This window comes from Burkholderia sp. 8Y, assembly GCF_902506145.1.
Classification (GTDB): Bacteria; Pseudomonadota; Gammaproteobacteria; order Burkholderiales; family Burkholderiaceae; genus Caballeronia.
In genome coordinates this window covers 59,228-82,385 of the sequence record NZ_LR733519.1, presented here as the reverse complement: position 1 = coordinate 82,385, position 23,158 = coordinate 59,228, and the positions used below count along the sequence as shown (strand labels likewise).

Sequence of the window (23,158 nt, the reverse complement as noted above, 5' to 3'; positions counted from 1 at the left end):
CGCGCGGTCCGCAGCACGGACCTCGACCGGGCGGACAGATTGGCGTCGCACCGACTGTTGCGCTCAGGCGTCGCTCGATGTCGCTCTTTACATGGTCGGCGCTGCTTGCCGCCGCAGCGGTCGGCGCATGGTGGGTCGCCGGGTCCGGCGTGTGGGACCTGCCGCTTGCGGGCAGTTCGTCGCGCAGCCCGCTGACTTTCGGCGCGCGCAATGCCATCGTGCTATTGAGCGCGGGCCTGGACCGCTGGAAGCCGGACGCCCCTTTCGGACCAACGACCGACGGCATGTCGCGCATCCAGCAGGCCGCCGCCGGTTATGCGGCATGTCATCGGCAGGCTCGCGCGTGCAAGGTGGTGATCAGCGGCGGTGATCCTGAAGGTCACGGCATCACCGATGCCGAACTTTACGCGGGAGAGATCGCGGCGCTCGGCGTTCCGGAAGCAGATGTCATCCTCGAACGCAGCAGCAATACGACGTACGAGAACGCGAAGTTGGTGGCGCCTCTGTTGCAAAGCGGCCACTATGATGTCGTCGTGCTGGTGACGTCGACGTATCACATGCGTCGCGCGAAGCTGGCCTTCAATCGCCTGGGATTCGACGTCGAGCCGGACGCGGCGCCTGCGGACAGGGCCGAGTTCTCTGTTGTTCCGCGCCAGCAGAACTTTCGCCTCGCGTGGCGGGCATTGCACGAGCTCGCCGGAGTCGGGCAATTACGCCTTTACGACTTGACGGGCCCCCGTTAGAGACCGCCGCGAGTGAATTTCCGTCCGTGTCGCAGAAGCAGTTCCGCACGTCGCGGGCTGGTGCGTTTTGATGCAGCAGCGCGCTGCTCGCCCACGCGCCAAGCAACGCCAAAAAGGGAGGACTCCGAATGGATGTCCGCCCTTTTCTCAAGCCAATTATCGCGCCGAAATACCCCTCTAGCGCATCTCTCCCAGCTTAGCCGATCTTCGGATTCACGACCGACACCTTCGGGCCGTTGCTGTCCCAGCCGCCGAGGTACCAGTTCTGCTTCCACACCGGGTTCGTGCTGGTGATTGCGCCGGTCACGACGCGGCCATTCAGCTGAAGACCGCCGACGCCGAACGGGCCGATCGGGCAGTTGTCGGTATGGTTCGTGATCTGGATGTCCACGTTCTTCGCGGTCGGTCCGGGGAACGCGCCCAGATAGATCTGGATGCCGGGGCCGGCGCAACCCTGAGTCGTCGGGCTTACGATCTTGATCGCCTCGAGCACGGCGGTGTTGTCATCCGGCTCGATGTCGAGACCACACGCCGGCGAGGTGCCTGCAATGTTCTCCCATAGCGGGCTCGTGAACGTGATGCCGCTGCCCGAGGTGATCGTCGCGCCTTGACGGCGGCAGCCGTTCGCGTGATGGCCGCTGATCGACACGTTCGAGCTGGTCTTGCCCGAGCCGCTCATGCTATTGCCGATGTAGATGCCGTCCCCCCAGCAGTTGATCGTCGTCGGGTTCGTGATCGTGACGCCCGTCGCGCCCGTGATCGAGATGCCCATGCCGAATTCGCCCGAGCCGGCGGAGTTCAGTTCCTTGCTGCCGTCGAGATACGGTGCTTCGATGTTCACGTTGCTCACGTCCCACACGCGCATCATCTGATACGTGGCGGCGCTGTGCGGCAGCATCTTGATCGACGCGCCCTGCGCGAAACGGATATGCGTGTTCGAGTGCAGCGTGAGGCCGGTCGCGTCGATGCGGCTCTTGCCCGTGATGAGCAGAATCTGTCCGACGGAGCCGTCGATGGCAGCCTGAAGCGCCGCGCGGTCGTTGGTCGTGCCGTCGCCCTTCACGCCGAAGGACGTGTCCTGGAGCACGCCGCTCGTGCTGGTCGTGCTGGCGCCTTGCGAGCCGGTGCTTGCCGCGGTCGTGGAGCTGGCCGTCGTCGGGGCGCTCGCGGTCGTCGCCGAACTGGCGCTGGTCGCAGCGGATGCGCCCCAACGTCTGCGTTGGCGGTTGGCCACGGCATCCGCGACGCTGCTGTCACTGCCCCCGCCGCACGCGGCCAGCGCGAGCGAGCCGGCGCCGAGCACGAATGCGGAAACCACTTTGCGACGCATGGTGCTGGGCATGTCCAATACTTCCTGAATCTCAGTTTTCGTCGAAGCCATGATGTCCTCTGAATGGCGATAGGCGCCGGCGCAGTGGGCCGGGCTGATGGATGCCTGGAGAAATGGAGCCGCCGGAAAGGGCGGCGGTTTCGCTGCGTCGCTGTCGACGTACGGAAACCAGATCGTTGGCCAGTACGCTGGCAAACGAAGGTATCCATTAGGACTCCAGACTTTGTTCACAGGCGAACGGCTTCACCGGATGAGCCTTAAGCGACCCGGTCAGAGCGTGATGCGTTTGCTATTGCCGACTAACGAGAGCCTTCACACATCGATCGCGGCGGGTATCGGTCGATCGGTAAATCCGACGTCAAGACTCAGCATTGACTCCTGCCAAGACCACATAAAACGTCAGATGAAACGTTCTGTTGCCTGAGATTTAAGCGCGGAACGAATCTTATCGTATGACCCAAGTAAGGGATACCCGCCGAATCGTAACTGAATGTAAAACGTACGTTCGGATTCCGAAGTAAATCCGGTGGAAATTGCCGCTAGGTTGTTAATATGAAGGTAGAAAACACCTGGCGCGACAGGCGACGAAGCACCAGGCGTCGGTAAAGAAGAAGGTGCGGGTTTACTCGATTATGGCCGATGTTAGGGAGACGAACGTACGCATTTGGCGGGCTCTTTATTCGTCTAATCAACCTGTGCGTCGAAGACGGACTCCGGTTGCCCACTCATTCAAAGAGCGTTGGATAAGGCAATTAATTCGACCGCAGCGATGCGCCTATTTTTATTGAGTGACGTATCAGATTTAATCCATCACGGCGTTATGGAATCTGCGTCACTGCGCATACCAGGCGCCCGTCAAAGCTCGAAGAAACACAGCAGCTTCCAGAGTGCGTAATTGCGCGTGCGGAACGCGTGGTCTAGCGCGTCGTCGGCCCGGCTCGCAGGGTGAGCGCCGATCTCGCTTCTCAGCGCGTCCATCTGACGGCAGCACAGGTAGAACACGGCGCGTTTCACTTCGTCGGCATAGTTCGCGAGCCGCATGTAGAGCAGCGGTCCGAATTGCGTCTTCACCTGTCGAAACACGCGACTGTCGAACGGAAGCCCCAACGTCCTGCGGTCCGACAGCAGCTTCGACACGACCCAGTACGCATCCAGCGTTTTATGATCCTTAGTCAGGCGAGCCGACAATCCGCGCGGATTCTCCCTGTAGTAGTAGACCGGCTGGCTAAGGCTGATGTAGCCCTTCGCGGAAGGCAGCAGGATCAGCGCGACGATAGTGTCCTCGTACGCCATGCCTTCGGGAAACTGCACGCGGCCAAAGAGTTCGCGCTTGATGACCTTGCCCCACGGATAACCCGAGAGCGCCGACACGTCCGGGTCCGCGCGAGCCGCGGCCACGTCGCCGAATTGCTGGGTTCTTTGCAGCGCGCCGGCCGTATCGACAATCCAGTAACTTCCTTGCACGATATCGGCACCGCTTTTCATGGCTGGCGCAAGCAAGGTCTCGACGCAATCGCGCGGCACATAATCGTCCGAATCGACGAACATCACGTATCGGCCGCGCGCGCGCCGAAGACCCTCGTTCCGGGCGAGCGCAACGCCGCCGTTCGGAATGCGCACTATCGACACGCGCGGATGGTCTCCGTACTGCTGAAGGATGCGAGGAGAACCGTCGGTCGATCCATCGTCCACGACAATGAGTTCGTACTGAAATGCCGTGTCCTGCTCGAGTACCGAGTCGATGCAGTTGCTCACATACGCCTCGGCATTGAACACGGGAACGATGACGGAAAGCGCGAGAGGCGCGTTTTCATCCGCGTCTGTCAAAGGCTTGAGACTGGACGGACGGTACGGCCTCAATTGCTGTATGCGGGCTTCGAGCGCCTTCTCGTCGATGGCGTTGGCGCGGCCATCATGCGCGAGCTTCAACGCAGCGGCCAGGCACGAAATGGGAATGCGCGCGACGGCATCGACGCTTCTCGCCACGGCTTGCGAACGCGTTGCCTTCGCGACGTATCTGTACACCTTGCTCATGCACGCTCCGGAGAAAGAAGGCCGCGTCATATCGATTCCATCGAACGATCGAGCGGAAACGCGCTTGATACGCAGTGGGTCATCTGGTCTCGACCGGAAACAGTGTCGGCCCCGCCGATACCGCACGCAAAACTATAATGCGGGCCGACATGAAATTCGCCTTCGCGCATGGTCATCGAGTGTGCGTTGGCCCACACAATGTCCGCACATCGATGGCACTGCCAATTGCATCAAACGGCGCGCGGAGGCACATTACGCGATCGGCATCGTCACGCAGGTTTAATCGTTAGAGTGGTTGAATAACACTGAAGCAGAGGTGACGACCATCGACGGGACTTCGAACTATCTTGATGTGCAATCGTATGAGCGTTGACGACTTCAGACGTGATGCGGGCGCGGTGCGTATGATGTTCAACACGCTGGCAGTGCTGGCGGTTGGCTTATGCAGCGCGGCGCTTGCAGTCGAGTCGCCAGTGCCGCATTCGGCGAACTGTCCGTTGACGTCGTTCGACGCTCCCGCGCTGAATCGCCCGAAAGACCCGCGACAGTTCGGCGCGAAATGCGATGGGCTCACCGACGACAGCAAGGCTTTCCAGAAGGCCGTGAATGCGGGCGACGTATCGATCGCGGCGGGCGTCTGCATCATTAACAAGACGGTTTTCGTCAGAGCGAGCCATCGACACATTCAATGCGCGCCGGATACGATACTGAAGCGCACCGTATCGGATGCCGAGAGCATGTTCGTGTACGAAGCGAGCGCGGGCCTGCTCGTCGGCGATAGCATCGTGAACTGCAACTTCGTGGGCGCGAACGCGGTGAAGCCGCACATCGACTTCGACGCCCCAGGGCACTGGGATATTCCGGTATTGACGAGAGATAACGTCAGCAATTTTCTGCTCGCGGGCAATACGTTCAGGCAGTTCTACGGGCAGGCAATGTTCCAGACAACCGGCGCGAACGGCGGCAGTGGCGACAGAATCGTCTTCAATACGTTCAAAAGCTGCCCGTTCTATGGGCCGGTTTTCGTCGGGCACATGCACGGCTATGTCGCGTACAACAAGCTTGTCGATTGCACGGCGGGCGTGGAGAACGACCATCCAACGGACAATACCGGCGGCAATATCTTCGAATGCAATCGCGTGAGCGCGAGTGAAGCGGTGGGCTCGATCACGGGCGGCGTTCACGGCGGAACGTCGAACTACAGCGGGAATATCGTGCGGTACAACGTCGTCGTGGGCGAGAACACGACCATCACGGTGAGACCTCGGGAGGGCGGCCGCTCCGCTCAATACTACGGAAACTCGTGCACGAAGGGATGTCGCGTGGACTAAAGCAAATGCGCATCCGGTCAGCATCTCGCACAACTGCCAGAAGAGAGGGGCACCTTGAACACCAATTCGATCCGCTTTGAGACGATCACGACATTCGACCGCTTTCAGTCGCTGCGGGACGAGTGGACTGACTTATGGGTCCGTGCTAATGGAATCCACAACCTGAGTTTCGAGTATTGCCTGCACTCGCTGAAGGAAGTCGCGTTGCCGGCCGGTGCGAGCCTCTTCTGTATCGTCGGCTTCGAAGGCGAGCGGCTCGTCGTCGCGTGGCCGTTGTTGCGCGAGCGTGAAATGCTCTGGCGTTCCGTTCGTCCGCTCGCGCCCGATAGTTCGGTGCCTTCGGATGTCCTGGCCGAACCGGGTCCGGACCATGCCGAACGCGTTGCTCGCGCGTGGCAGCTGCTTCAGTCCAGGACGGGCGCCGACTTGCTGAACTTGCCCTACGTGTGCGCGGGGACCGAACTGTACGCGCACGCATCCAAAGTTCGCGCGAAAGGACGCTCGGAGCAGGTCAGCATTGCTGTCGTGCGCCGCGCGCGCTGGGCCGACTGGGATGCGTTGCGGCAGTCGCTGCCGTCGAAATCACGCAAGGAACTCGACACTTGCAACCGGCGCCTCGCGAAGCTGGGCCGCGTGAGCGTGTCGATCGTCAATCCCGCCGAATCGTCGGGCGATTCGTTGATCGACTATCTCTTCGACTGGAAGAAGAAGTGGGCCGAGAAGACGGGCCGGCAAGGCATCTTCTTCGCGCCACGCATTCGCGACTTCGCCGTGAGCCTGCTGCGAGACCCGCGCACGTCGGGCCAATTCCTGTTGTTCGCGCTTTCCCTCGACGACGTGCCCGTTGCGGTCAACCTCGTCGCGGTGGAGAAGACGTGCGTGCGCGGCATGCAGGCCGCGTTCGACGACAACTACGGCAAATTCACGCCCGGCGCGATACTGCTGGAGCATGTGGTGAAGTGGGCGTTCGACTCGCACCGCGACTTCGACTTCGGCGCGGGCGGCGGCAAGTACAAGAGCGTGTGGGCGGGGGACTCGAGCTATGCCAGCACGGACTTTCGCATTGCGACGAGTCCGTGGGGGAACGTGGCGTTCATGCTCGCGGACGTTCGACGCTGGTATCGTGCGAACAAATCGGCGCGTGCGCTCACGAGCGCGCCCGTCGCGGGGGCTCCGTTGCGCACCGACCTCGAACCGTGATGATTGCGCGGCGTGCGCGGCAGGCGTGCCGCGCACGCCGCGCACATTAAGGCGCTATCAGGGCTGCTCGCCGGCGTTGAGCACTTCCGCCGGCGCGCGCTCGAAAGCGGGGCTGCGGCTCGGCAGCAACTCGAGATAGACAGAGAGCGTCTTGTCGATGACGATGCGCTCGTCGAATTCCTGAAGCACGCGATCGCGGGCGGCCACGCCGAGCTTCGTCGCCAAGGCTCTGTCGTCGTCGAGCAAACGGATCGCGTCCGCCAGCGCGACGCTGTCGCGAACCGGCACGACGAGACCATCCACGCCGTTCTCGGTGACGACTTCGCGGCAACCCGGCGCGTAAGTCGTGACGAGCGGCAGCGCGCAGGCAGCCGCCTCGATCAACGATTTCGGCAGTCCTTCGCGATAGCTCGGCAGCGCCATCACGTCGATCTCGGACAGCAGCTTCGGCATGTCGTCGACATGGCCGAGCCAGGTGACGAGCCCTTCTTTGGCCCATCCCTCGACGACAGCGCGTTCGACCGAAGCGGGATTGCCGTCATCCGGCAAGCCAGCGAGAAGGAACTGCACCGTGCGGCCTTCGTGCTTGAGCGCGCGGGCGGCATCCACATACTCGGCGATGCCTTTGTCCCACAGCAGCCGCGCCGCGAGCAGCACGCGCAAGGGCTTCTTGTCGGCTTCCGCAGGCGCCTGCGCCCGTATCTGAAAGCGGGTCAGCGAGACGCCCGAGCTTCGGATGAGCCGCAGCACGGAGGCATCGACGAGCTTCGTGGAACGGAAGAACTCGAGGTCGTCGGAGTTTTGCAGGATCAATGCGCTGCTGCGTCCGCCGAAAGCGAGCCGCATCGCGAGCGTGACGAGCGGCTTGAGCGTGCGGGCTTTCAGATCGCGGCTCGTGAACACATACCCCATGCCCGCCACCGCGTTCACGCGAGCCGGAACGCCCGCGATGCGGCTCGCGAGCGCGCCATAGACGGCGCTCTTGATCGTGAATCCGTGCACGAGCGCGGGCCGCTCCCGAAACAGAAAGCGCGCGAGCCATCCGAGCAGCGCGACTTCGCGCAGGGGATTGAGGCTGCGCCGCGCCATCGGGACGGCGTGCCATCGGAAGCCGAGCGCCTCCAGCTTTGGCCCGTATTCCCCGTCGGGCGAGATCAGCACGACTTCGAAGCCTTCGTCGCGCAGCTTGCGCGCGAGCGAGAGACGGAAGTTGTAGAGATACCAGTCCGTATTTGCGAACAGGACGACTTTCGGTGCATCCATGCGGGCTCCTTCGGGCACAGCGGGTTCTTATGCGGATCGATCCACGGTCGCGCGGGCATCGGCGGTCACGCTCGTTTCCAGCGCGGCGCAAGGCGGTTCTTCATGCCGAAGGGCGCGAAGGTACCAGGGCATGGTCCGCTGCAAGCCGTCGAGAATGCGGACCCGGTCCGTGTAGCCGAGCAGGCGTTCCGCCTTTGCGACGCTCGCTTGCGAATGCCGCACGTCGCCGATGCGGAAATCGCGGTACTTCGGCGCACGGTCGTTGAACACGCCCTGCGTGGCGAGCGCCTCCTGCAACGCCCGGTAGAGATCGTTCAGCGTGGTCCGGTCGCCGACGGCGACGTTGTAGACCTGATTCTTCGCGGAAGCATCGGCGGTCGCGGCGAGGATGTTCGCCTTCACGACGTTATCGACGAAACAGAAGTCGCGGCTCGTCTCGCCGTCGCCGTTGATATGCACGTCTTCATCGCGGATCAACGCGGCCGTCCACAGCGGAATGACCGCCGCATACGCGCCGTTCGGGTCTTGCCGCGGACCGAACACGTTGAAATACCGCAAGCCGATCGAATCGAAACCATAGGTACGCGAGAAGACTTCCGCGTACAGCTCGTTGCAGAGCTTCGTGACTGCGTACGGCGAAAGCGGACGCCCGATCTTTTCCTCGACCTTCGGCAAGTCCGGGTGATCGCCGTACGTCGAGCTCGACGCCGCGTAGGTGAAGCTCGACACCTTGGCGTCGCGCGCCGCGACGAGCATCTGCAGGAAGCCGCTGTTGTTGACCTCGTGCGTGGTGATCGGGTCGCGCACGGAACGCGGCACCGAGCCGAGCGCGGCTTCGTGCAGCACGTGATCGACGCCGCTCACTGCGGCCGCGCAGTCGTCCGCATGGCGGATATCGCCTTCGATGAACCGGAAGCGCGACCACTGTTGCTTCGTGACGAGACCGCGCACCTCGTCGAGGTTGTGCCGATATCCCGTCATGAAGTTGTCGAGGCCGGTCACGCGCTGATCGAGCTTAAGCAACGCTTCCAGAAGATTCGAGCCCACGAATCCGGCCACGCCGGTGATGAGCCAGTGCTTCGGTTCTCGCGCGAGGGCTTCACAAACTGCATCGAAGCGGTTCAGCATATCGTCGGCTCCAGTGTGACGGGCAGGGCGTGCCGCTCAAAGGCGCAAGTCGCTCTCATGGCTTTCCAGGACGTATTTGAGGTCGTACAGGACGTGATCCGTCTTGCCGTAGGCGCGCACGGCCGCTTCGTCCATGCTGCGGAATTCGCGATGTGCGACGGCCAGGATGATCGCGTCGTAGTGGCCGGCGCGCGGTGCGTCGACCGGATCGAGACCGTATTCGCGATGCGCCTCGTCCTTCGACACCCACGGGTCGAAGACGTCCACGCTCATGCCGTACTCCTTCAGTTCGCTCACGATATCGATCACGCGCGTGTTGCGCAGGTCGGGGCAGTTCTCCTTGAACGTCAGCCCCATGACGAGCACGTTGGCCCCCGCGATCGCGATATTGCGCTTGGTCAGCGCCTTTACGAGCTGAGATCCGATGTACTTGCCCATGCTGTCGTTGAGGCGCCGTCCCGCGAGAATGATCTCCGGGTGATAGCCGATTGCCTGCGCCTTGTGCGTCAGGTAGTACGGGTCCACGCCAATGCAGTGGCCGCCGACGAGCCCGGGCCTGAACGGCAGGAAGTTCCACTTGGTTCCCGCGGCATCCAGCACCGCCTTCGTGTCGATGCCCATCTTGTTGAAGATGATGGCCAGCTCGTTGATGAGCGCGATGTTGACATCGCGCTGCGTGTTTTCGATGACTTTCGCGGCTTCCGCGACGCGAATGCTCTCCGCCTTGAAGGTGCCGGCTTCGATGATCTCGCGATACAGCTGGTCGACGACTTCGGCTACTTCGGGCGTCGATCCCGACGTGACCTTGCGAATGTTCGTGACGCGGTGTTCCTTGTCGCCGGGATTGATCCGTTCCGGGCTGTAGCCGACGAAGAAATCGACATTGAATTTCAGGCCCGACACGCGTTCCAGTTCGGGCACGCACACTTCTTCCGTCGCGCCGGGATACACGGTCGATTCGTAGATGACGATGTCGTTTTGCTTCAGCACCTGGCCGATAATCTGGCTCGCGCTGATGAGCGGGTCCAGATTGGGCCGCTTGTATTGATCGATCGGCGTCGGCACGGTCGCGATATACACGTTGCAGCCGCTGAGATCCTCGATGTCATGACTGAAGCTGAGCCGTCCCGCGCCGGCGAGTTCTTCGTCGCTCACTTCGAGCGTGAAGTCGTGGCCTTCGATGAGCGCGGAGATGCGGCGGCGATTGGTGTCGAATCCAACGACCGATCGCTTTTTGCTGAATTCGACGGCAAGGGGCAGTCCTACATAACCCAAACCGATTACTGCGACATTGAGATCGCGATAGTCATACATGAGCTGCCCCTGAATAGACGATGTTCATTGGTATGAGGACCGGGCACGGCTGAGCGATCCGATGGCACGCCGATGATCTGGCGATAGCCCGAGCGACGAGAGCGTCGGCGCGAGGCATTCCTAATAATGTTACGAACCGGCTGCGTAAAAGAACGACGATTCACGAACAGCGTTCGGACGCCGCCTCACAAGCCCTTCGCGGGCGCGCCGCACAACCGTTAGTAAAACTAACGGACGTCTCTGAAGCCACCGAAAAAAGCAGCGCGCGTATCGCTCGTACTGCAATGCGACACGACGATCTTATACACGAATGCGGCGCGCGAGAGTAGGGCTTTCCTTAGCTGCGCAAAATCAATACGCGTTAAGTGTTTTAGCGCACACAAGTCACCGACTTTGCCCGCGTGTTATCGATTAAGCTCTCGAAGATTGGTGAGCAATGTGCGCAAGCGCACTCGTCTGAACAGGCGCGAAATCGCGCATCGGACATTGCACCGGCCAGACTGTCTTCGAGAAGTTTCACCGGCACAGGGCTATCGGATGCGGATACTGCACATCATTTCAGGTCTTGGCGTCGGAGGGGCGGAAACTCTGTTGTACCGGCTGACGCAGATGTCTCACGCAACGCGTGCGCAGCATCTCGTCGTGTCGCTGTCTTCGGTCGGCATCATGGGCGCCCGGCTGCAGGCGCTCGGCATCGAAGTGCGCGCGCTCGGCATGAGCAACGGCGTGCCGCAACCGCTGCTCGTGCGCCGCCTCGCGAGCTGGATCGTCGATTACGCCCCGGATGTCGTGCAGACATGGATGTATCACGCGGATCTCATCGGCGGCTTCGCGGCGCGTCTCGCGAAACGCACGCTGGCCGCGAGAAGCGCCGGGAGCGCGGGCTTCGGCGTGTTCTGGGCCATCCATCAAAGCGAGTATCCCGTCTTCGCGTCGGAGCCGAAGCTGAGCGTGGTCGCGCGGTGTTGCGCGGCGAGTTCGTCGCGCATTCCCGATCTCATCATCTGCTGCGCGGAAGCCGCGCGGGCCAATCACGCGAAAGGCGGCTATGACGCGTCGCGCATGCACGTCATTCACAATGGTTTCGATGTCGAAGCGTTCAGGCCGCGGCCCGACGCGCGAAGCAATCTCAGAGGGTTGCTCGGCGTAAGTGAAGACGCGCCGGTCGTCGGAATCGTGGGCCGCTATCACGCGGTGAAGGACTACGACAATTTCATCGCGGCAATCGCACGCGTGCATCGGGAGATGCCGGCGTGCCGCTTTGTCATGATCGGTCACGAACTGGTGAGCGAGAATCGCGCTTTGCAGCAGACGCTGCACGATGCGGGCGTAGCCGACGCGTGTCATCTGCTCGGCCCGCGCGACGATGTCGATGCGCTGGTGCCGGGCTTCGACGTCTTCTGTTTGTCATCGAGAAGCGAGGGCTTTCCGACCGTGATCGGCGAAGCGATGGCCTGCGGCGTGCCGTGCGTGGCCACCGATGTCGGCGATACGGCGGTGCTGATCGGCGATGCGGGCCGCCTCGTGCCCGCGCGAAATCCGCAGGCGCTCGCCGCCGGGCTTCTTTCGGTGCTGTCCTTGCCGCTCGACGAGCGAAGAAACATGGGCGAGCTTGCGCGCGAGCGCATCGTGTCGGTGTTCTCCATCGAATCGACGTGGCAGAAATATGAACGCGTTTATGCAGCGGTCAAAGAAGGAGCGTGGGAATGTGCGGAATTACGGGCTTCCTGACTCGCGGTCGGCTTGACGGATCGAGCGCCATGCCACGGCTGCGCGCCATGTGCGACAGCCTCGCGCGCCGCGGCCCCGACGACGCCGGATACTGGATCGATGCCGAAGCGGGCGTCGCGCTCGGACATCGGCGTCTTGCGATCGTCGATCTATCCGAGTTCGGTCATCAGCCGATGGCATCGGCGTGTGGCCGCTACATGATCGTCTACAACGGCGAGGTCTATAACGCCGAAGACCTGCGCAAGGAACTGAATGCGCTGCCGGGAACGCCCGACTGGCGCGGGCATTCAGATACCGAAGTGCTGCTCGCGGCTTTCGCGCAGTGGGGCATCGAGAAGACGCTCGGCAAGGCGTACGGCATGTTCGCCTTTGCGTTGTGGGACCGGCACGAGCGCGTCCTCACGCTCGGACGCGATCCGCTCGGCGAGAAGCCGCTCTATTACGCGTGGCTCGGCGACACGTTCGTCTTCGGGTCCGAGCTGAAGGCGCTGCGGCGTCATCCGGCGTTCCGCGATGTCGGCATCGACCGCGATGCGCTCGGCATGTACATGCGCTATTCCAGCGTTCCGGCGCCGCACACGATCTACGAAGGCATCAGCAAGCTGGTTCCCGGCGCGCTCGCGACAGTCCGGCCCGCGTACGGCGATGTCGTCGTGCGCCCGTACTGGCGTCTGGAAGACGTCGTCGCGCGAGCGAAGGCCGAACCGTTCACCGAAGCCGATGCGGTCGGCGAACTGGATAGCGTGTTCCGCAAGGTGCTGCGGGACCAGATGGTCGCGGACGTCCCGCTCGGCGCGTTTCTATCGGGCGGCATCGATTCGTCGCTGGTCGTCTCGCTCATGCAGGCCGAAAGCGCGCGCGCGGTGCAGACTTTCTCGATCGGCTTCGATCAGGCGGGTTTCGACGAAGCGACGCATGCGCGGCGCATCGCGGAGCATCTGGGAACGGAGCATCACGAACTGTATGTGACGCCCGCCCATGCGCTCGCCGTGGTCCCGCAGTTGCCGCAGATCTACGACGAGCCGTTCGCGGACTCCTCGCAGATTCCCACGTTCCTCGTTTCGCAGATGGCGCGGCGTCATGTGACCGTGAGCCTGTCGGGCGACGGCGGCGATGAACTCTTCGGCGGCTATAACCGCCATGTCGCGGCGCAGGGGCTATGGGACAAATTGAGCCGCGTGCCTTTGCCCGCGCGCGCGTTCACCGCGCGTTGCGTGCGCGGCCTCGGCGCGGAGCGTCTCGACCGCATGGCGGCGCCAATCGTCGGCATGATGCCGCCGAGCATGCGTCACACGCAGGTCGGCGACAAGCTGCTGAAACTCGCGGACGCCATGAGCGCCGAAGGACTGGAGGCATCGTATGAACGGCTTGCATCCGCGTTCGATGCACCCGACCGGATCGTGCTCGGCTACCGCGCGCCGGTGACGGCGTCCGGTTTAAGCGGCTTGCCGGCTTCCCTGACCGATGCCGAGCGCATGATGTATCTGGATGCCGTCCGCTATCTGCCGACCGATATCCTCGCGAAGGTCGACCGTGCCGCGATGCACGTGAGCCTGGAGACGCGCGTGCCGTTCCTGGACCGGCGCATCGTCGAGTTCGCCTGGCGTCTGCCGCTGTCGATGAAAATCAACAAGGGCGTCGGGAAAGTGGTGCTTCGCAGCCTGCTCGATCGCTACGTCCCGCGCGCCATGTTCGAGCGTCCCAAGCACGGATTCAGCGTGCCGATCGCCTCATGGCTGCGCAACGAACTGCGCGACTGGGCGTCCGATCTTCTGAGCGCCGATCGTCTGAAACGCGAGGGCTATCTCAACGCGCAGATGGTCAAGACCATGTGGGACCAGCATCTGGCGGGGACGCATAGCTGGCACACGCGTCTTTGGACCGTGCTGATGTTCGAGGCATGGCTCGATGCCAACAAGTCCGTCGATGCTGAAGAACTCGACCTGACCGACGCCGCGAGCTGAACATTTCGCGGGCTGGCAAACAAGCGGCGCGCTCGCTCGGGCGCGCCGCGTTTTTTCATGCCCGGCGCACGTGCGCCATCTAAAGTTTTCCGCTCCGAAGCCGTTATTTCAGATGCTCGGCGGGGTCTATGCCAACCGCCGGCATTACTCGTGCTTGCGCTTCGTCGCGCGACGAGAGCAGCCTTGAATGCGGCAATTATTCACGCCCGATCAACTCGCGCGTCTGTGCAGGATCGCACGGTATCGTGTCGGTTCTTATGCGTAGCCGCGATGGATTCTTCGGAAACGTGTGCTTCCGCACATAGGAAGGGCTGCGTGATACCATGGCAGATATTGGTGCGACCGTCTGTAGTGCTTTCAAAGACGGTGCGTCATGCGTTCGGACCTTAACCGGATCCTGACTGCGCAACTCGCGGAGAAAACATGGATTGGCTCAACGTGATTGGGACCGTTGCGATCGGGGCCGTCGTGGTTTTAGCGGGGGTCGCCGTTTCCGACATCGTCCGTTCGCCGGGCGCGAAACGGGCCGGGCGACACGATCGTCCTGAGACCTCTCGCCCTGCGACAGCAGGCCGGGAAGCCCCACGGCGGCAGAAATTCGAACGCTCCGACGGCACGGACCGCTAGGCAAGCGGGCATCGTTCGGAACGTCAAAACCGGCAGTATCCCGTCTGCGCTTTCGCGCGTTTCAATGCGCGCAGCTTGATGTCCACGACCGTGATGTCTCCCGTCCGGTTCCACGTATGCACGCCGGATCGGCTGCTCGGGGCGTTCATCACCGCCACCTGCGTTTCGGCATAGTGCGACGCACTCAACGCCGTAATTTCCCAGAAACGCAATGCCGCGCCGTATTCGCGCTCGCAATCCTGTGCGGGCCGGATGAGGCGTCCGTGCTCGTCCCGGAAGACGTTGCCGGCCATTCGCGCGCCGCGGCAGTCCGACACCACCGGGTTGCCCGGATGAGCCTCCCACGGACCGAATGGCGACTGCGCATGAAAGAGATGCAGCTCGTCCCAGTTAGGCCCGCCGCCCTGCTCGATCGTGGTAAATAGCCACCACGTTCCGGCCTCGTGAAAGAGCGTCGTATCGGCGGCGACCAGGTTTTCCATCAGCGTCGCGTGATGCACCCAGGCGTCGGGAAACGGCGCCGCGCGATACACCTCGATCGTCCTGTTGGCCGATGTCTCGGGGATCATGAAGACGTCGCCCGCATAGTCGAATAGAAACGGGTACGAAAGATGGTACGGCCGCTCCAGCACGACGCGCGGCGGCGCGTTGCATGACCCGGAGACGGGATCGAGCGTGACGTGCGAAATCACGCCCTTGTTCGTTGCATAGGGCAGGTCTTCGAAGAACAGATGTACCTGCCCCGCCGCGTCGCGCCAGAGAAACGGGTCAGCGTAGAAGCGGTCGCCCGGCGATGGAATCAGCAGGCGCCACGGCGCGCGGTCGGAAAAGGACCAACTGGCATCGGACGATTCGTCGCTGCGCCACGCCATGCCCCAATGGTCGCTGCGAACGAACGCCCGGCGAAACTTGTTGGCCGTTTTGCCGAGCAGATGCCGGATCGCGAAGCGCAACACGTCGGTGGGCGAGGGCGGGCGTTCGGAGTCCGCGATATCGATCACGGGGAAGGCGTCCGGAGGCGGCCTGTCACGAAGGCGTTGACGCGCGCGTTCGCACAGTTGCCGCTGCCGGTCGAGCGCTAGCGCGAGCGACGAGCAAAAGAACTCGCGATTCGGAAGCGCGACGTGCGACTCCGCGATCAGACGCGTCTTTCCATCCGGCCCGCGCCATACCACCTGAAGATGCGGCGTTTGCCGCCGCAGCAGCGTGCGCCACAAATTCGCGACGCCCCACGCGCCGTTGTACGCCACGACGCATTGCAGGTCGTCGAGGCGATCCATCGGCGATTGTTCCTGCGGGCGCGGTGCCCGATACGCGGCACGCTCCAGCGCCATCCAGAGTTCGAGCGTCATCGGAAAACGCTGCGCGCCGCCTGTCGCATTGTGCGCGGGGCGCTCGTCGAGGCTGCCGGGCGTCGAACGTGCGGTCATTCTTCGCTCGCTCCGTGCGGCGCAATGGCGCGCGGCTGCCCAGACGGCTGCTTCAGGAAGACGAGATAGCAGACGAAGCACGCGGCGGTCATGAGGCCGGTCGCGAGCATCACGCCTTGCGCGCCGTAAAGCGGAGCCAGCAGCACGTTGCCGCCTGCCTTCACTACGAAACTGACGACCGCGATGAACGTGAGCGCCCGATAGCGCGCCTCGCTCACGAACAACTGAATGACGACGAAACCGGCGAATGCGAACGGTATCTGAATCAGGCCCGTGCGGAAGACGAGCGTCACGGCGCGCGCGTCGTCCGCCGTGAAGGCGCCGCGCTGAAACAGCAGCTCGACCATCCACGGCGCGAGCGCATACGCGATCGGCGCGCCGAGCGCGCCGATCGCCAGCATCACGAGCGACCACTTGAGCGCGGTGTTGCGGGCGCGCGTGGCGTCCTTCGCCGCCAGCATTTCGGAGAGGATCGGCAGAATGGCGCGGCTGATCGCAAGCGCGCCGATGCCGATCAATAGCGTGAGCACGCGATACGCGTAGCCGTAGGTGGCGATGGCGCCATCGCCGACCTGAGCGAGGAAGTACTGATCGACGGGCGTGATCATGCTGACGATGACGCCGCCCACCATCAGCACGCTCACCGAATGCAAGGTCTTGCGCCAGTGCGGCGAGCGAAACGAGAGGCGAGGGCGCGCCGTCTGACCATCGACGTTGCGCGCGCAGAGGCGCAGCAGCAGCGCCTGCACGGCGACGCCGAGCGACGTGCCGAGCATCAACGGAAGGAGCGAATCGCGACGCGGCACGACGAGGACGAGGCACAGCAGCACGAGCGCCGGAACGGATTCCAGCAGCGTGTTGATGTGCTTCTCGCGTGCCTGAAGCCGCGCAGCGGTGATGCAGACGGTGAAGCTCAAGACGCCGACCGGCGCGAGGCCCATCAGCAGATAGAGGCACATGGTGCGCGTGCTCTCGGAGAGATTCGACGCGGTGAAATGCGCGAGAAGCGGCCAGCTCAGCAAGAGCAGCGACGTGAGCACGACGCCGAGCAGCATGCAGACACCTTCGATTTCCGCGAGAAACTGCGCCATTTCCTCTTTCTTGTCCCGCATCGCGACGAAAAGCGGCACGAGAAGAATGCTCAACTCGCCGATGACCGTGAGCGGAAGCCACGAAACGAGCGTGAGCGCGAGCTGATACGCGTCCACGGTTCCGCCGATTCCATAGCGGTAGGCCACCGCCATTTCCTTGAAAGCGCCCGCGCCCTTGCCGAGAAAGACGAACACCGAAACGATGACGGCGCCCTTCGCGATGCGCCGATGATCCGTGTGGACGCTTCGTATGCGTCTTTTCAGTACCCCGAGCGCGAATGTCAGCACCTAGATCCCCTTGGCTTCAAGCATCGTTCTTACGATTAACGCGTTGTCTTTTAAAGCCACGCGCTAAAGAGGCGTCGCGGACGATAGAGACTATACCGGCGTGCGTCGCGGGCGTGTGAGTCAATGCGGTGTCTTAAGTAATGAGATGCACGCTTCGTGCGCCTATCCGTCAGACATTAGATGAGCGGCGCAATGCGTTCGCGCGCGAAGCACATGGCAAAAGCGCAAAGCGTAATGCGCGAGCGTGACAACCATGCAGACGGAAAACGACCGATTGACACCGATGCGCAACCGCATCGCCGATGCGAGAAGCGAACGACCGTCCATCGCCATGGTGTTCGTGAACGAATTCTGGACGTCTCGGATCTCCTAAGCATCTGTTAACAATTCTTTGCGGAAAATCGACCTTTGCCCGCCGGGCAAATCGAAAGAGATCGACTAATGGGAGAAGCCGTGCCGCGTGGAATGGCCGTTTCGTGTGGAGCGCATGCGTGATGCAGAGCGGCTCCGTTTCGCTTCCGCTCGAGTTCGCGGACAACGTGCCGTGGCGCTTTCACGATCTGTCCCGATCGCGCGCGGTCGAATGCCCGCCTGCCGAGGGCGAGGTCTGCCTCTGGCTCGTCACGAGCGAATTCCGCTTTGCGTCGGCATCGAACATCGGGAGCTGGCTGAGCGTCGCGGAGCGCAAGCGGGCGCGGCTTTATCCGAACTCGTCGATCGGCCGGCGCTTTAGCGTCGCACGCGCGACGCTGCGGCTCATTACCTCGCAGATGTTCGCTTGCCGCCCGCAGGACGTGCGCGTGGAAGATGCGCCGAACGAGCGCATCGTCGTGAGGGATGCGAGCGGCGAGCGCGGCGTGAGCGTCGATGTGTCGTATTCCGGCATCTGGATCGTGATCGCGGTCGCGCCGGCGAACGTGGAGATCGGGCTGAGCGTCGAGGCGCCGGGCGGTCATGAGGCGATTGCGGAAGCGGCGCGTCTTGCGCGCGCGCGAGCCGAGCGCGGCGAGGACGGCGCAGCATCATGGCATGGCCTCGTGCTGCCGATGCCCGGAGAATTGCGGGGCGTCGTCGCGGTGGACCGGCCGGTCGCGAGCGTGCAGGCGTTCGGCTGGGATCGGTCGGGCGAGGGCGACGGGCGCGGCGCATCGCGTTAGCCGGCGCGCGGATCAATCATGTCATCGTTAGGAACCCGAATGAATTGACGCGCAACCCTGCGCGCGTGCAACGGCTAACGATGCAGACGCCGCCCGGCCGCTTCACGTCAGACGAAACAACTAGGCATAATAGGCATCACCGCAAGGACACCGGAACATGTCTGCCTATGAGCCCAGCCCTGGAATGCCGCCGCCTTCTTAAGACTTTCGGTCCTGGCAGAACCATTCTCGCGGGCCTCGACTTCACGCTCGGTTCCAGCGAATTCGTCGCGATCATGGGCGACTCGGGCGTCGGCAAGTCCACGCTGCTCAACCTCATAGCGGGCCTCGACGCCGCGGACAGCGGCGAGATTCTCATCGATGGCGCGCCCATCTCCACCTTCAGCGACGAAGCGGCCAGCCGGACCCGCCGCGAGAAACTCGGCTTCGTCTTTCAGGCGTTTCATGTGCTGCCGCATCTGACGCTCGCGCAGAACGTCGCCGTGCCGCTCCTGCTCAACGGTCTGCCCATCGCGCCCGCGCACGCCATGCTCGCGGCGGTCGGCCTCTTCAATCGTCAGGACGAGCTTCCGCGCCAGCTGTCGGGCGGCGAACTTCAGCGCGTCGCGATCGCGCGTGCGCTGGTGCATCGCCCGCGTCTCATTCTCGCCGATGAACCCACCGGCAATCTCGATCCCGAAACCGCGCATGAAATTCTCGACCTCTTTCGCGCGGAGATGAAGGGCACGGGCTCCGCCGCGATCATGGTCACGCACTCGGAAGCCGCCGCCGCTTTCGCCGACCGCGTGCTGATCCTCGCCGACGGCACGCTGCACGAAGCGGCATCGCTTGCCGCGTTCAACGAAGCGCGCGGACGATGACGGCCCGCGCCGCCGCTCATCGCACGCTCTCGCGCTGGCTGCTCGGCGCGCAATGGCGCAGTCATCGCGGGCGCGGGCTCGTCGCCATTCTGACCATCGCGCTCGGCGTCGGTCTGGGGTACGCGGTGCAGCTCATCAACAGCGCCGCGTTCAATGAGTTCTCCGCCGCCGCGCGCAGTCTGTCCGGCCAGGCCGACGTAACCGTGCGCGGCGTGCAGCCGTTCATCGACGAACGTGTGTACCCGATGCTCGCGATGCGCGCGGGCGTCGTCGTAGCGAGTCCCGTGCTTGAAGTCGACGTCGCCGTGCCGAAAGAGACCGCGCCGCTCAAGGTGCTCGGCATCGACGTGTTCCGCGCGCGGCGCATCGCGCCCGATCTGACCGGCGTGCCGTCGCCACAGGCGCCGCTCGACGTCTTGTCCGGCGACGCCATCTTCCTCTCGCCCGCCGCGCAGCAATGGCTGCACGCGCGCGTCGGCGCGCGGGTCGATCTCCAGAACGGCACGTCGCCGGTGCCGCTGCGCGTGGCGGGCGGCATCGTGCGCGCGTTGCCCGGGCAGCGCATCGGCGTGATGGACATTGCCGCCGTGCAATCGCGCTTCGGCCTGCAAGGCAGGCTCACGCGCATCGACCTGCAGCTCGCGCGCGGCGTGAACCGCGAGGCGTTCAGGCGCGCGTTGCAGGACGAGCTCGGCGCGCGCATCGTCGTCGGCGAGCCGCGCGATGTCGAAAGCCGCACGGACCGGCTCTCGCGGGCGTATCGCATCAACATGAACGTGCTGGCGCTGGTCGCGCTGTTCACGGGCGCGTTTCTCGTCTTTTCGACGCAGGCGGCAGGCGTCGTGCGCCGCCGCGCCCAATTTGCGATGCTGCGCGTGCTCGGCATGACGCGCGGGCATCTGCTGCGGCAGATCATGTTCGAAGGCGCGCTGCTCGGCGTGGCGGGCGCGGTGCTCGGCGTCGCGCTCGGCTTCGCTGTAGCGGGCGTCGCATTGCGCTTCTTCGGCAGCGATCTCGGCGGCGGATACTTCCCCGGCGTTCAGCCGCGCGTGCATTTCGAGCCCGTCTCGACGGCCGTTTTCCTCGCGCTCGGCATCGGCGTGGCGCTTGCCGGCACGCTTGTTCCCGCGCTCGAAGCGGCCCGCGCGCGGCCCGCGCCCGCGCTAAAGGCGGGCAGCGAGGAAGCCGCGCTCTCGCGCTTGTCGACGCCGTCGCCCGCGCTCGCGTGTCTCGCGCTCGGCGCGGCGCTCACGCAGGCTCCGCCCATCGACGATGCGCCGTTCGCCGGCTACGCATCCGTCGCGCTGTTGCTGATCGGCGGCATCGCGCTGATGCCGCGCCTCACGGCCATCGTCTTCGGCGCGGCCGAGGCGAGCTACGCGTGGCTGCGAAAGAGCCGCAGCCGGAGCGCCGTCGGCACGCTCGCGCTCGCGCGGCTGGCGAACGCGCCGGGGCAGGCGTCGATCGCAATGGGCGGCGTGCTCTCGAGCTTCACGCTGATCGTCGCAATGGCGATCATGGTGGCGAGCTTTCGCGTGTCTGTCGTGGACTGGCTCGAACATCTCCTTTCCGCCGATGTCTACGCGCGCGTGGCGTCGAGCGGCGACACAGGCGGCCTGACACCGGACCAGCAGGCGCAAATCGCCGCCACGCAAGGCGTCGCGCACGTGGCGTTCTCGCGCGCATCGCAGGTGACGCTCGACGCTTCGAAACCGCCGGTCGCGCTCATCGCCCGCGAAATCAACGGCGCTGATCCGGGCGCGATGATGCAGATGAGCGGCGCGACGCTGCCGCCCGAAACGTGGGGCGCGGACGAAACGCCCGTCTGGGCGTCCGAGGCGATGGCCGATCTCTACGGCTATCGCACCGGCCAACGGCTCACGCTGCCGATCGGCGGCGCGGGCGAGCACTTCGTCGTCGCGGGCATCTGGCGCGACTACGTGCGGCAGACGGGCGCGCTGCAAATTCGCCTCGCGGACTATCGGCGGCTGACCGGCGACATGGGCGCGACCGATGCCGCCATGACGTTGCGCGAAGGCGCATCGGCGGGGCAGGTGATCGCCGCGCTCAGAAAGCTGCCGTTCGGCGACGCGCTCGAATTCTCGCAGCCGGGCGACATCCGCGCGCGCACGCTCACCATCTTCGACCGCAGTTTCGCGGTCACGTATTTGCTGGAGGCGGTGGCGATCGTCATCGGGCTGTTCGGCGTGGCCGCCACGTTCTCGGTGCAGACGCTCGCGCGCGCCAGAGAGTTCGGCATGCTTCGGCATGTCGGCGTGACGCGGCGGCAGATCCTCGCGCTGCTCGCATCGGAAGGCGGTCTTCTGACGATGCTCGGCATCGCGATGGGCTGCGTGCTCGGCTTCGCGATCAGCCTGATTCTCGTGTTCGTCGTGAATCCGCAGTCCTTTCACTGGACGATGTCGCTGCATGTTCCGTGGGCCATGCTCGTCGTCATCGGCTGCGTGATGCTGGCGTCGTCGTGCACGACGGCGGTGCTGGCGGGGCGGCGCGCGGTGTCGGTCGATGCGGTGCGCGCCGTGCGGGAGGACTGGTGATGCGCGCTTTCCTCACGATGCTGCTCGCGCTTCTTTCGGCAAGCGCCGCGAGCGCCGCGCTCGCCGCCGAGCCGCAGTTCGCGGCGGTCGTGCCGGGGCGGCCGATAGACTGGCCGCAGGACAGCGGCGCGCATCCCGAATACCGCACGGAGTGGTGGTACGCGACCGGCTGGCTGGAAACGCCCGACCACAAGCCGCTCGGTTTCCAGATCACGTTCTTTCGCTCCAGTACCGGCAAGGGCAACGGCGCGGGCGCATTCGATCCGTCGCAGCTGATCGTCGCGCACGCGGCATTATCCGATCCCGCTTACGGCCGGCTCGTGCACGATCAGGACATCGCGCGGCAGGGCTTCGGGCTGGCGTATGCGAACGCGGGCAATACGGATGTCAAGCTCGATGCCTGGCGCATGGTCCGCGCAGCCGATGGCCGCTACGCCGTCGATGCCGACGCCGCGGGATTCGCGCTGCATCTTGTTTTCACGCCGACGCAGCCGCCGATGATCCAGGGCGAAGCCGGCTATTCGCGCAAGGGGCCGCAGCCGCAGCAGGCGAGCTATTACTACAGCGAGCCGCAATTGCAGGTGAGCGGAAAAGTCACGCGGCCATCGGCTTCGGGCAAAGGCGAAACGGTCGATGTCACCGGCAGCGCGTGGATCGATCACGAGTGGTCGAGCACCTTGCTCTCGGCGGACGCATCCGGCTGGGACTGGCTCGGCGCGAATCTCGACGACGGCTCCGCGCTGATGGCGTTCAAGGTCCGCTCGCGCGATGGCCGCGCGATCTGGGCGCACGCCGCGCTGCGCGATCGCACGGGCCGCGCGACGCAATACGGCCCCGCCGATGTCGATTTCACGCCGGAACGCCAGTGGCGCTCGCCGGCCACGAACACGGCGTATCCCGTCGCGATGACGGTGCGCGTCGGCGCGACGCGCTGGCGGCTCGCGCCGCTCATCGACGATCAGGAACTCGATTCGCGCGAATCGACGGGGGCGGTCTATTGGGAAGGCGCGGTCACGGTGACGGGCGACGCGCCGGGCGCGCAGCAGCGCGGCCGCGGCTATCTGGAACTGACGGGGTATTCGAAGGCGCTGGAAGTGGGCAAGCATTGA

General features: G+C 64.1%; 16 protein-coding genes. 9 read left to right on the top strand and 7 right to left on the bottom strand.

Features of this window, described 5'->3' with window-relative positions; translation table 11 throughout:
* Positions 1 to 77 precede the first annotated feature (77 nt).
* Entirely contained in the window at positions 78 to 743 is a 666-nt protein-coding gene (locus GV035_RS00325) for a YdcF family protein (protein WP_159832572.1), read from the top strand.
* Between the two features lie 196 nt (positions 744 to 939).
* Here the strand turns inward: GV035_RS00325 and GV035_RS00320 are convergent, their stop codons facing one another.
* Both GV035_RS00320 and GV035_RS00315 read right to left on the bottom strand, forming a co-directional pair.
* Positions 940 to 2,124: a right-handed parallel beta-helix repeat-containing protein gene (locus tag GV035_RS00320; protein WP_159832571.1), complete on the bottom strand. Its 1,185-nt coding sequence runs from the start codon at positions 2,122 to 2,124 to the stop codon at positions 940 to 942.
* An 804-nt stretch (positions 2,125 to 2,928) separates the two neighbouring features.
* Positions 2,929 to 4,107 carry a glycosyltransferase family 2 protein gene (locus GV035_RS00315; RefSeq protein ID WP_159832570.1) on the bottom strand — a complete coding sequence of 393 codons (1,179 nt, stop codon included), beginning with the start codon at positions 4,105 to 4,107 and terminating at the stop codon, positions 2,929 to 2,931.
* 362 nt (positions 4,108 to 4,469) lie between these two features.
* Here GV035_RS00315 and GV035_RS00310 point away from each other — a divergent pair, with 362 nt between their 5' ends.
* The gene (locus GV035_RS00310) at positions 4,470 to 5,438 is read left to right on the top strand and encodes a hypothetical protein (RefSeq protein ID WP_159832569.1); all 969 of its coding nucleotides are present in this window, start codon (positions 4,470 to 4,472) and stop codon (positions 5,436 to 5,438) included.
* 54 nt (positions 5,439 to 5,492) lie between these two features.
* On the top strand, positions 5,493 to 6,638 hold the full coding sequence (locus GV035_RS00305; RefSeq protein WP_159832568.1) for a GNAT family N-acetyltransferase: 1,146 nt from the start codon (positions 5,493 to 5,495) through the stop codon (positions 6,636 to 6,638).
* A 57-nt stretch (positions 6,639 to 6,695) separates the two neighbouring features.
* Here the strand turns inward: GV035_RS00305 and GV035_RS00300 are convergent, their stop codons facing one another.
* The 3 genes from GV035_RS00300 to tviB are packed head-to-tail and all read right to left on the bottom strand — an operon-like array spanning position 6,696 to position 10,343.
* A complete protein-coding gene (locus tag GV035_RS00300) occupies positions 6,696 to 7,901 on the bottom strand; it encodes a glycosyltransferase family 4 protein (protein ID WP_159832567.1) in 1,206 nt (401 codons plus the stop codon).
* Positions 7,902 to 7,928: 27 nt separating this feature from the next.
* Positions 7,929 to 9,029, bottom strand: a complete 1,101-nt coding sequence (locus GV035_RS00295; RefSeq protein WP_159832566.1) for an SDR family oxidoreductase — start codon at positions 9,027 to 9,029, stop codon at positions 7,929 to 7,931.
* Positions 9,030 to 9,065: 36 nt separating this feature from the next.
* Positions 9,066 to 10,343, bottom strand: a complete 1,278-nt coding sequence (tviB, locus tag GV035_RS00290; protein ID WP_159832565.1) for a Vi polysaccharide biosynthesis UDP-N-acetylglucosamine C-6 dehydrogenase TviB — start codon at positions 10,341 to 10,343, stop codon at positions 9,066 to 9,068.
* A 537-nt stretch (positions 10,344 to 10,880) separates the two neighbouring features.
* On the opposite strand from tviB, the gene GV035_RS00285 reads away from it, so the two are divergent.
* The gene (locus GV035_RS00285) at positions 10,881 to 12,074 is read left to right on the top strand and encodes a glycosyltransferase family 4 protein (RefSeq protein WP_159832564.1); all 1,194 of its coding nucleotides are present in this window, start codon (positions 10,881 to 10,883) and stop codon (positions 12,072 to 12,074) included.
* Positions 12,050 to 14,038 carry an asparagine synthase (glutamine-hydrolyzing) gene (gene asnB / locus GV035_RS00280; RefSeq protein WP_159832563.1) on the top strand — a complete coding sequence of 663 codons (1,989 nt, stop codon included), beginning with the start codon at positions 12,050 to 12,052 and terminating at the stop codon, positions 14,036 to 14,038. Before GV035_RS00285 ends, asnB begins: the two co-directional genes overlap by 25 nt.
* A gap of 650 nt (positions 14,039 to 14,688) precedes the next feature.
* Here the strand turns inward: asnB and GV035_RS00275 are convergent.
* Together GV035_RS00275 and murJ are read right to left on the bottom strand one after the other, a co-directional pair.
* The gene (locus tag GV035_RS00275; protein WP_159832562.1) at positions 14,689 to 16,095 is read right to left on the bottom strand and encodes a glucosamine inositolphosphorylceramide transferase family protein; all 1,407 of its coding nucleotides are present in this window, start codon (positions 16,093 to 16,095) and stop codon (positions 14,689 to 14,691) included.
* Positions 16,092 to 17,474: a murein biosynthesis integral membrane protein MurJ gene (gene murJ, locus GV035_RS00270; RefSeq protein ID WP_159832561.1), complete on the bottom strand. Its 1,383-nt coding sequence runs from the start codon at positions 17,472 to 17,474 to the stop codon at positions 16,092 to 16,094. Before murJ ends, GV035_RS00275 begins: the two co-directional genes overlap by 4 nt.
* A gap of 494 nt (positions 17,475 to 17,968) precedes the next feature.
* Here murJ and GV035_RS00265 point away from each other — a divergent pair, with 494 nt between their 5' ends.
* The 4 genes from GV035_RS00265 to GV035_RS00250 all read left to right on the top strand — a co-directional run bounded on the left by GV035_RS00265 (position 17,969) and on the right by GV035_RS00250 (position 23,158).
* Positions 17,969 to 18,631, top strand: a complete 663-nt coding sequence (locus tag GV035_RS00265) for a hypothetical protein (protein WP_159832560.1) — start codon at positions 17,969 to 17,971, stop codon at positions 18,629 to 18,631.
* 167 nt (positions 18,632 to 18,798) lie between these two features.
* Complete coding sequence (locus GV035_RS00260) at positions 18,799 to 19,491, top strand: ABC transporter ATP-binding protein (protein WP_159832559.1); 693 nt, start codon at positions 18,799 to 18,801, stop codon at positions 19,489 to 19,491.
* Positions 19,488 to 22,049 (top strand): FtsX-like permease family protein, encoded by a 2,562-nt coding sequence (locus GV035_RS00255; protein ID WP_159832558.1) that lies wholly within the window; start codon positions 19,488 to 19,490, stop codon positions 22,047 to 22,049. The genes GV035_RS00260 and GV035_RS00255 overlap by 4 nt, the downstream gene beginning before the upstream one ends.
* Positions 22,049 to 23,158, top strand: a complete 1,110-nt coding sequence (locus GV035_RS00250) for a lipocalin-like domain-containing protein (protein WP_159832557.1) — start codon at positions 22,049 to 22,051, stop codon at positions 23,156 to 23,158. Before GV035_RS00255 ends, GV035_RS00250 begins: the two co-directional genes overlap by 1 nt.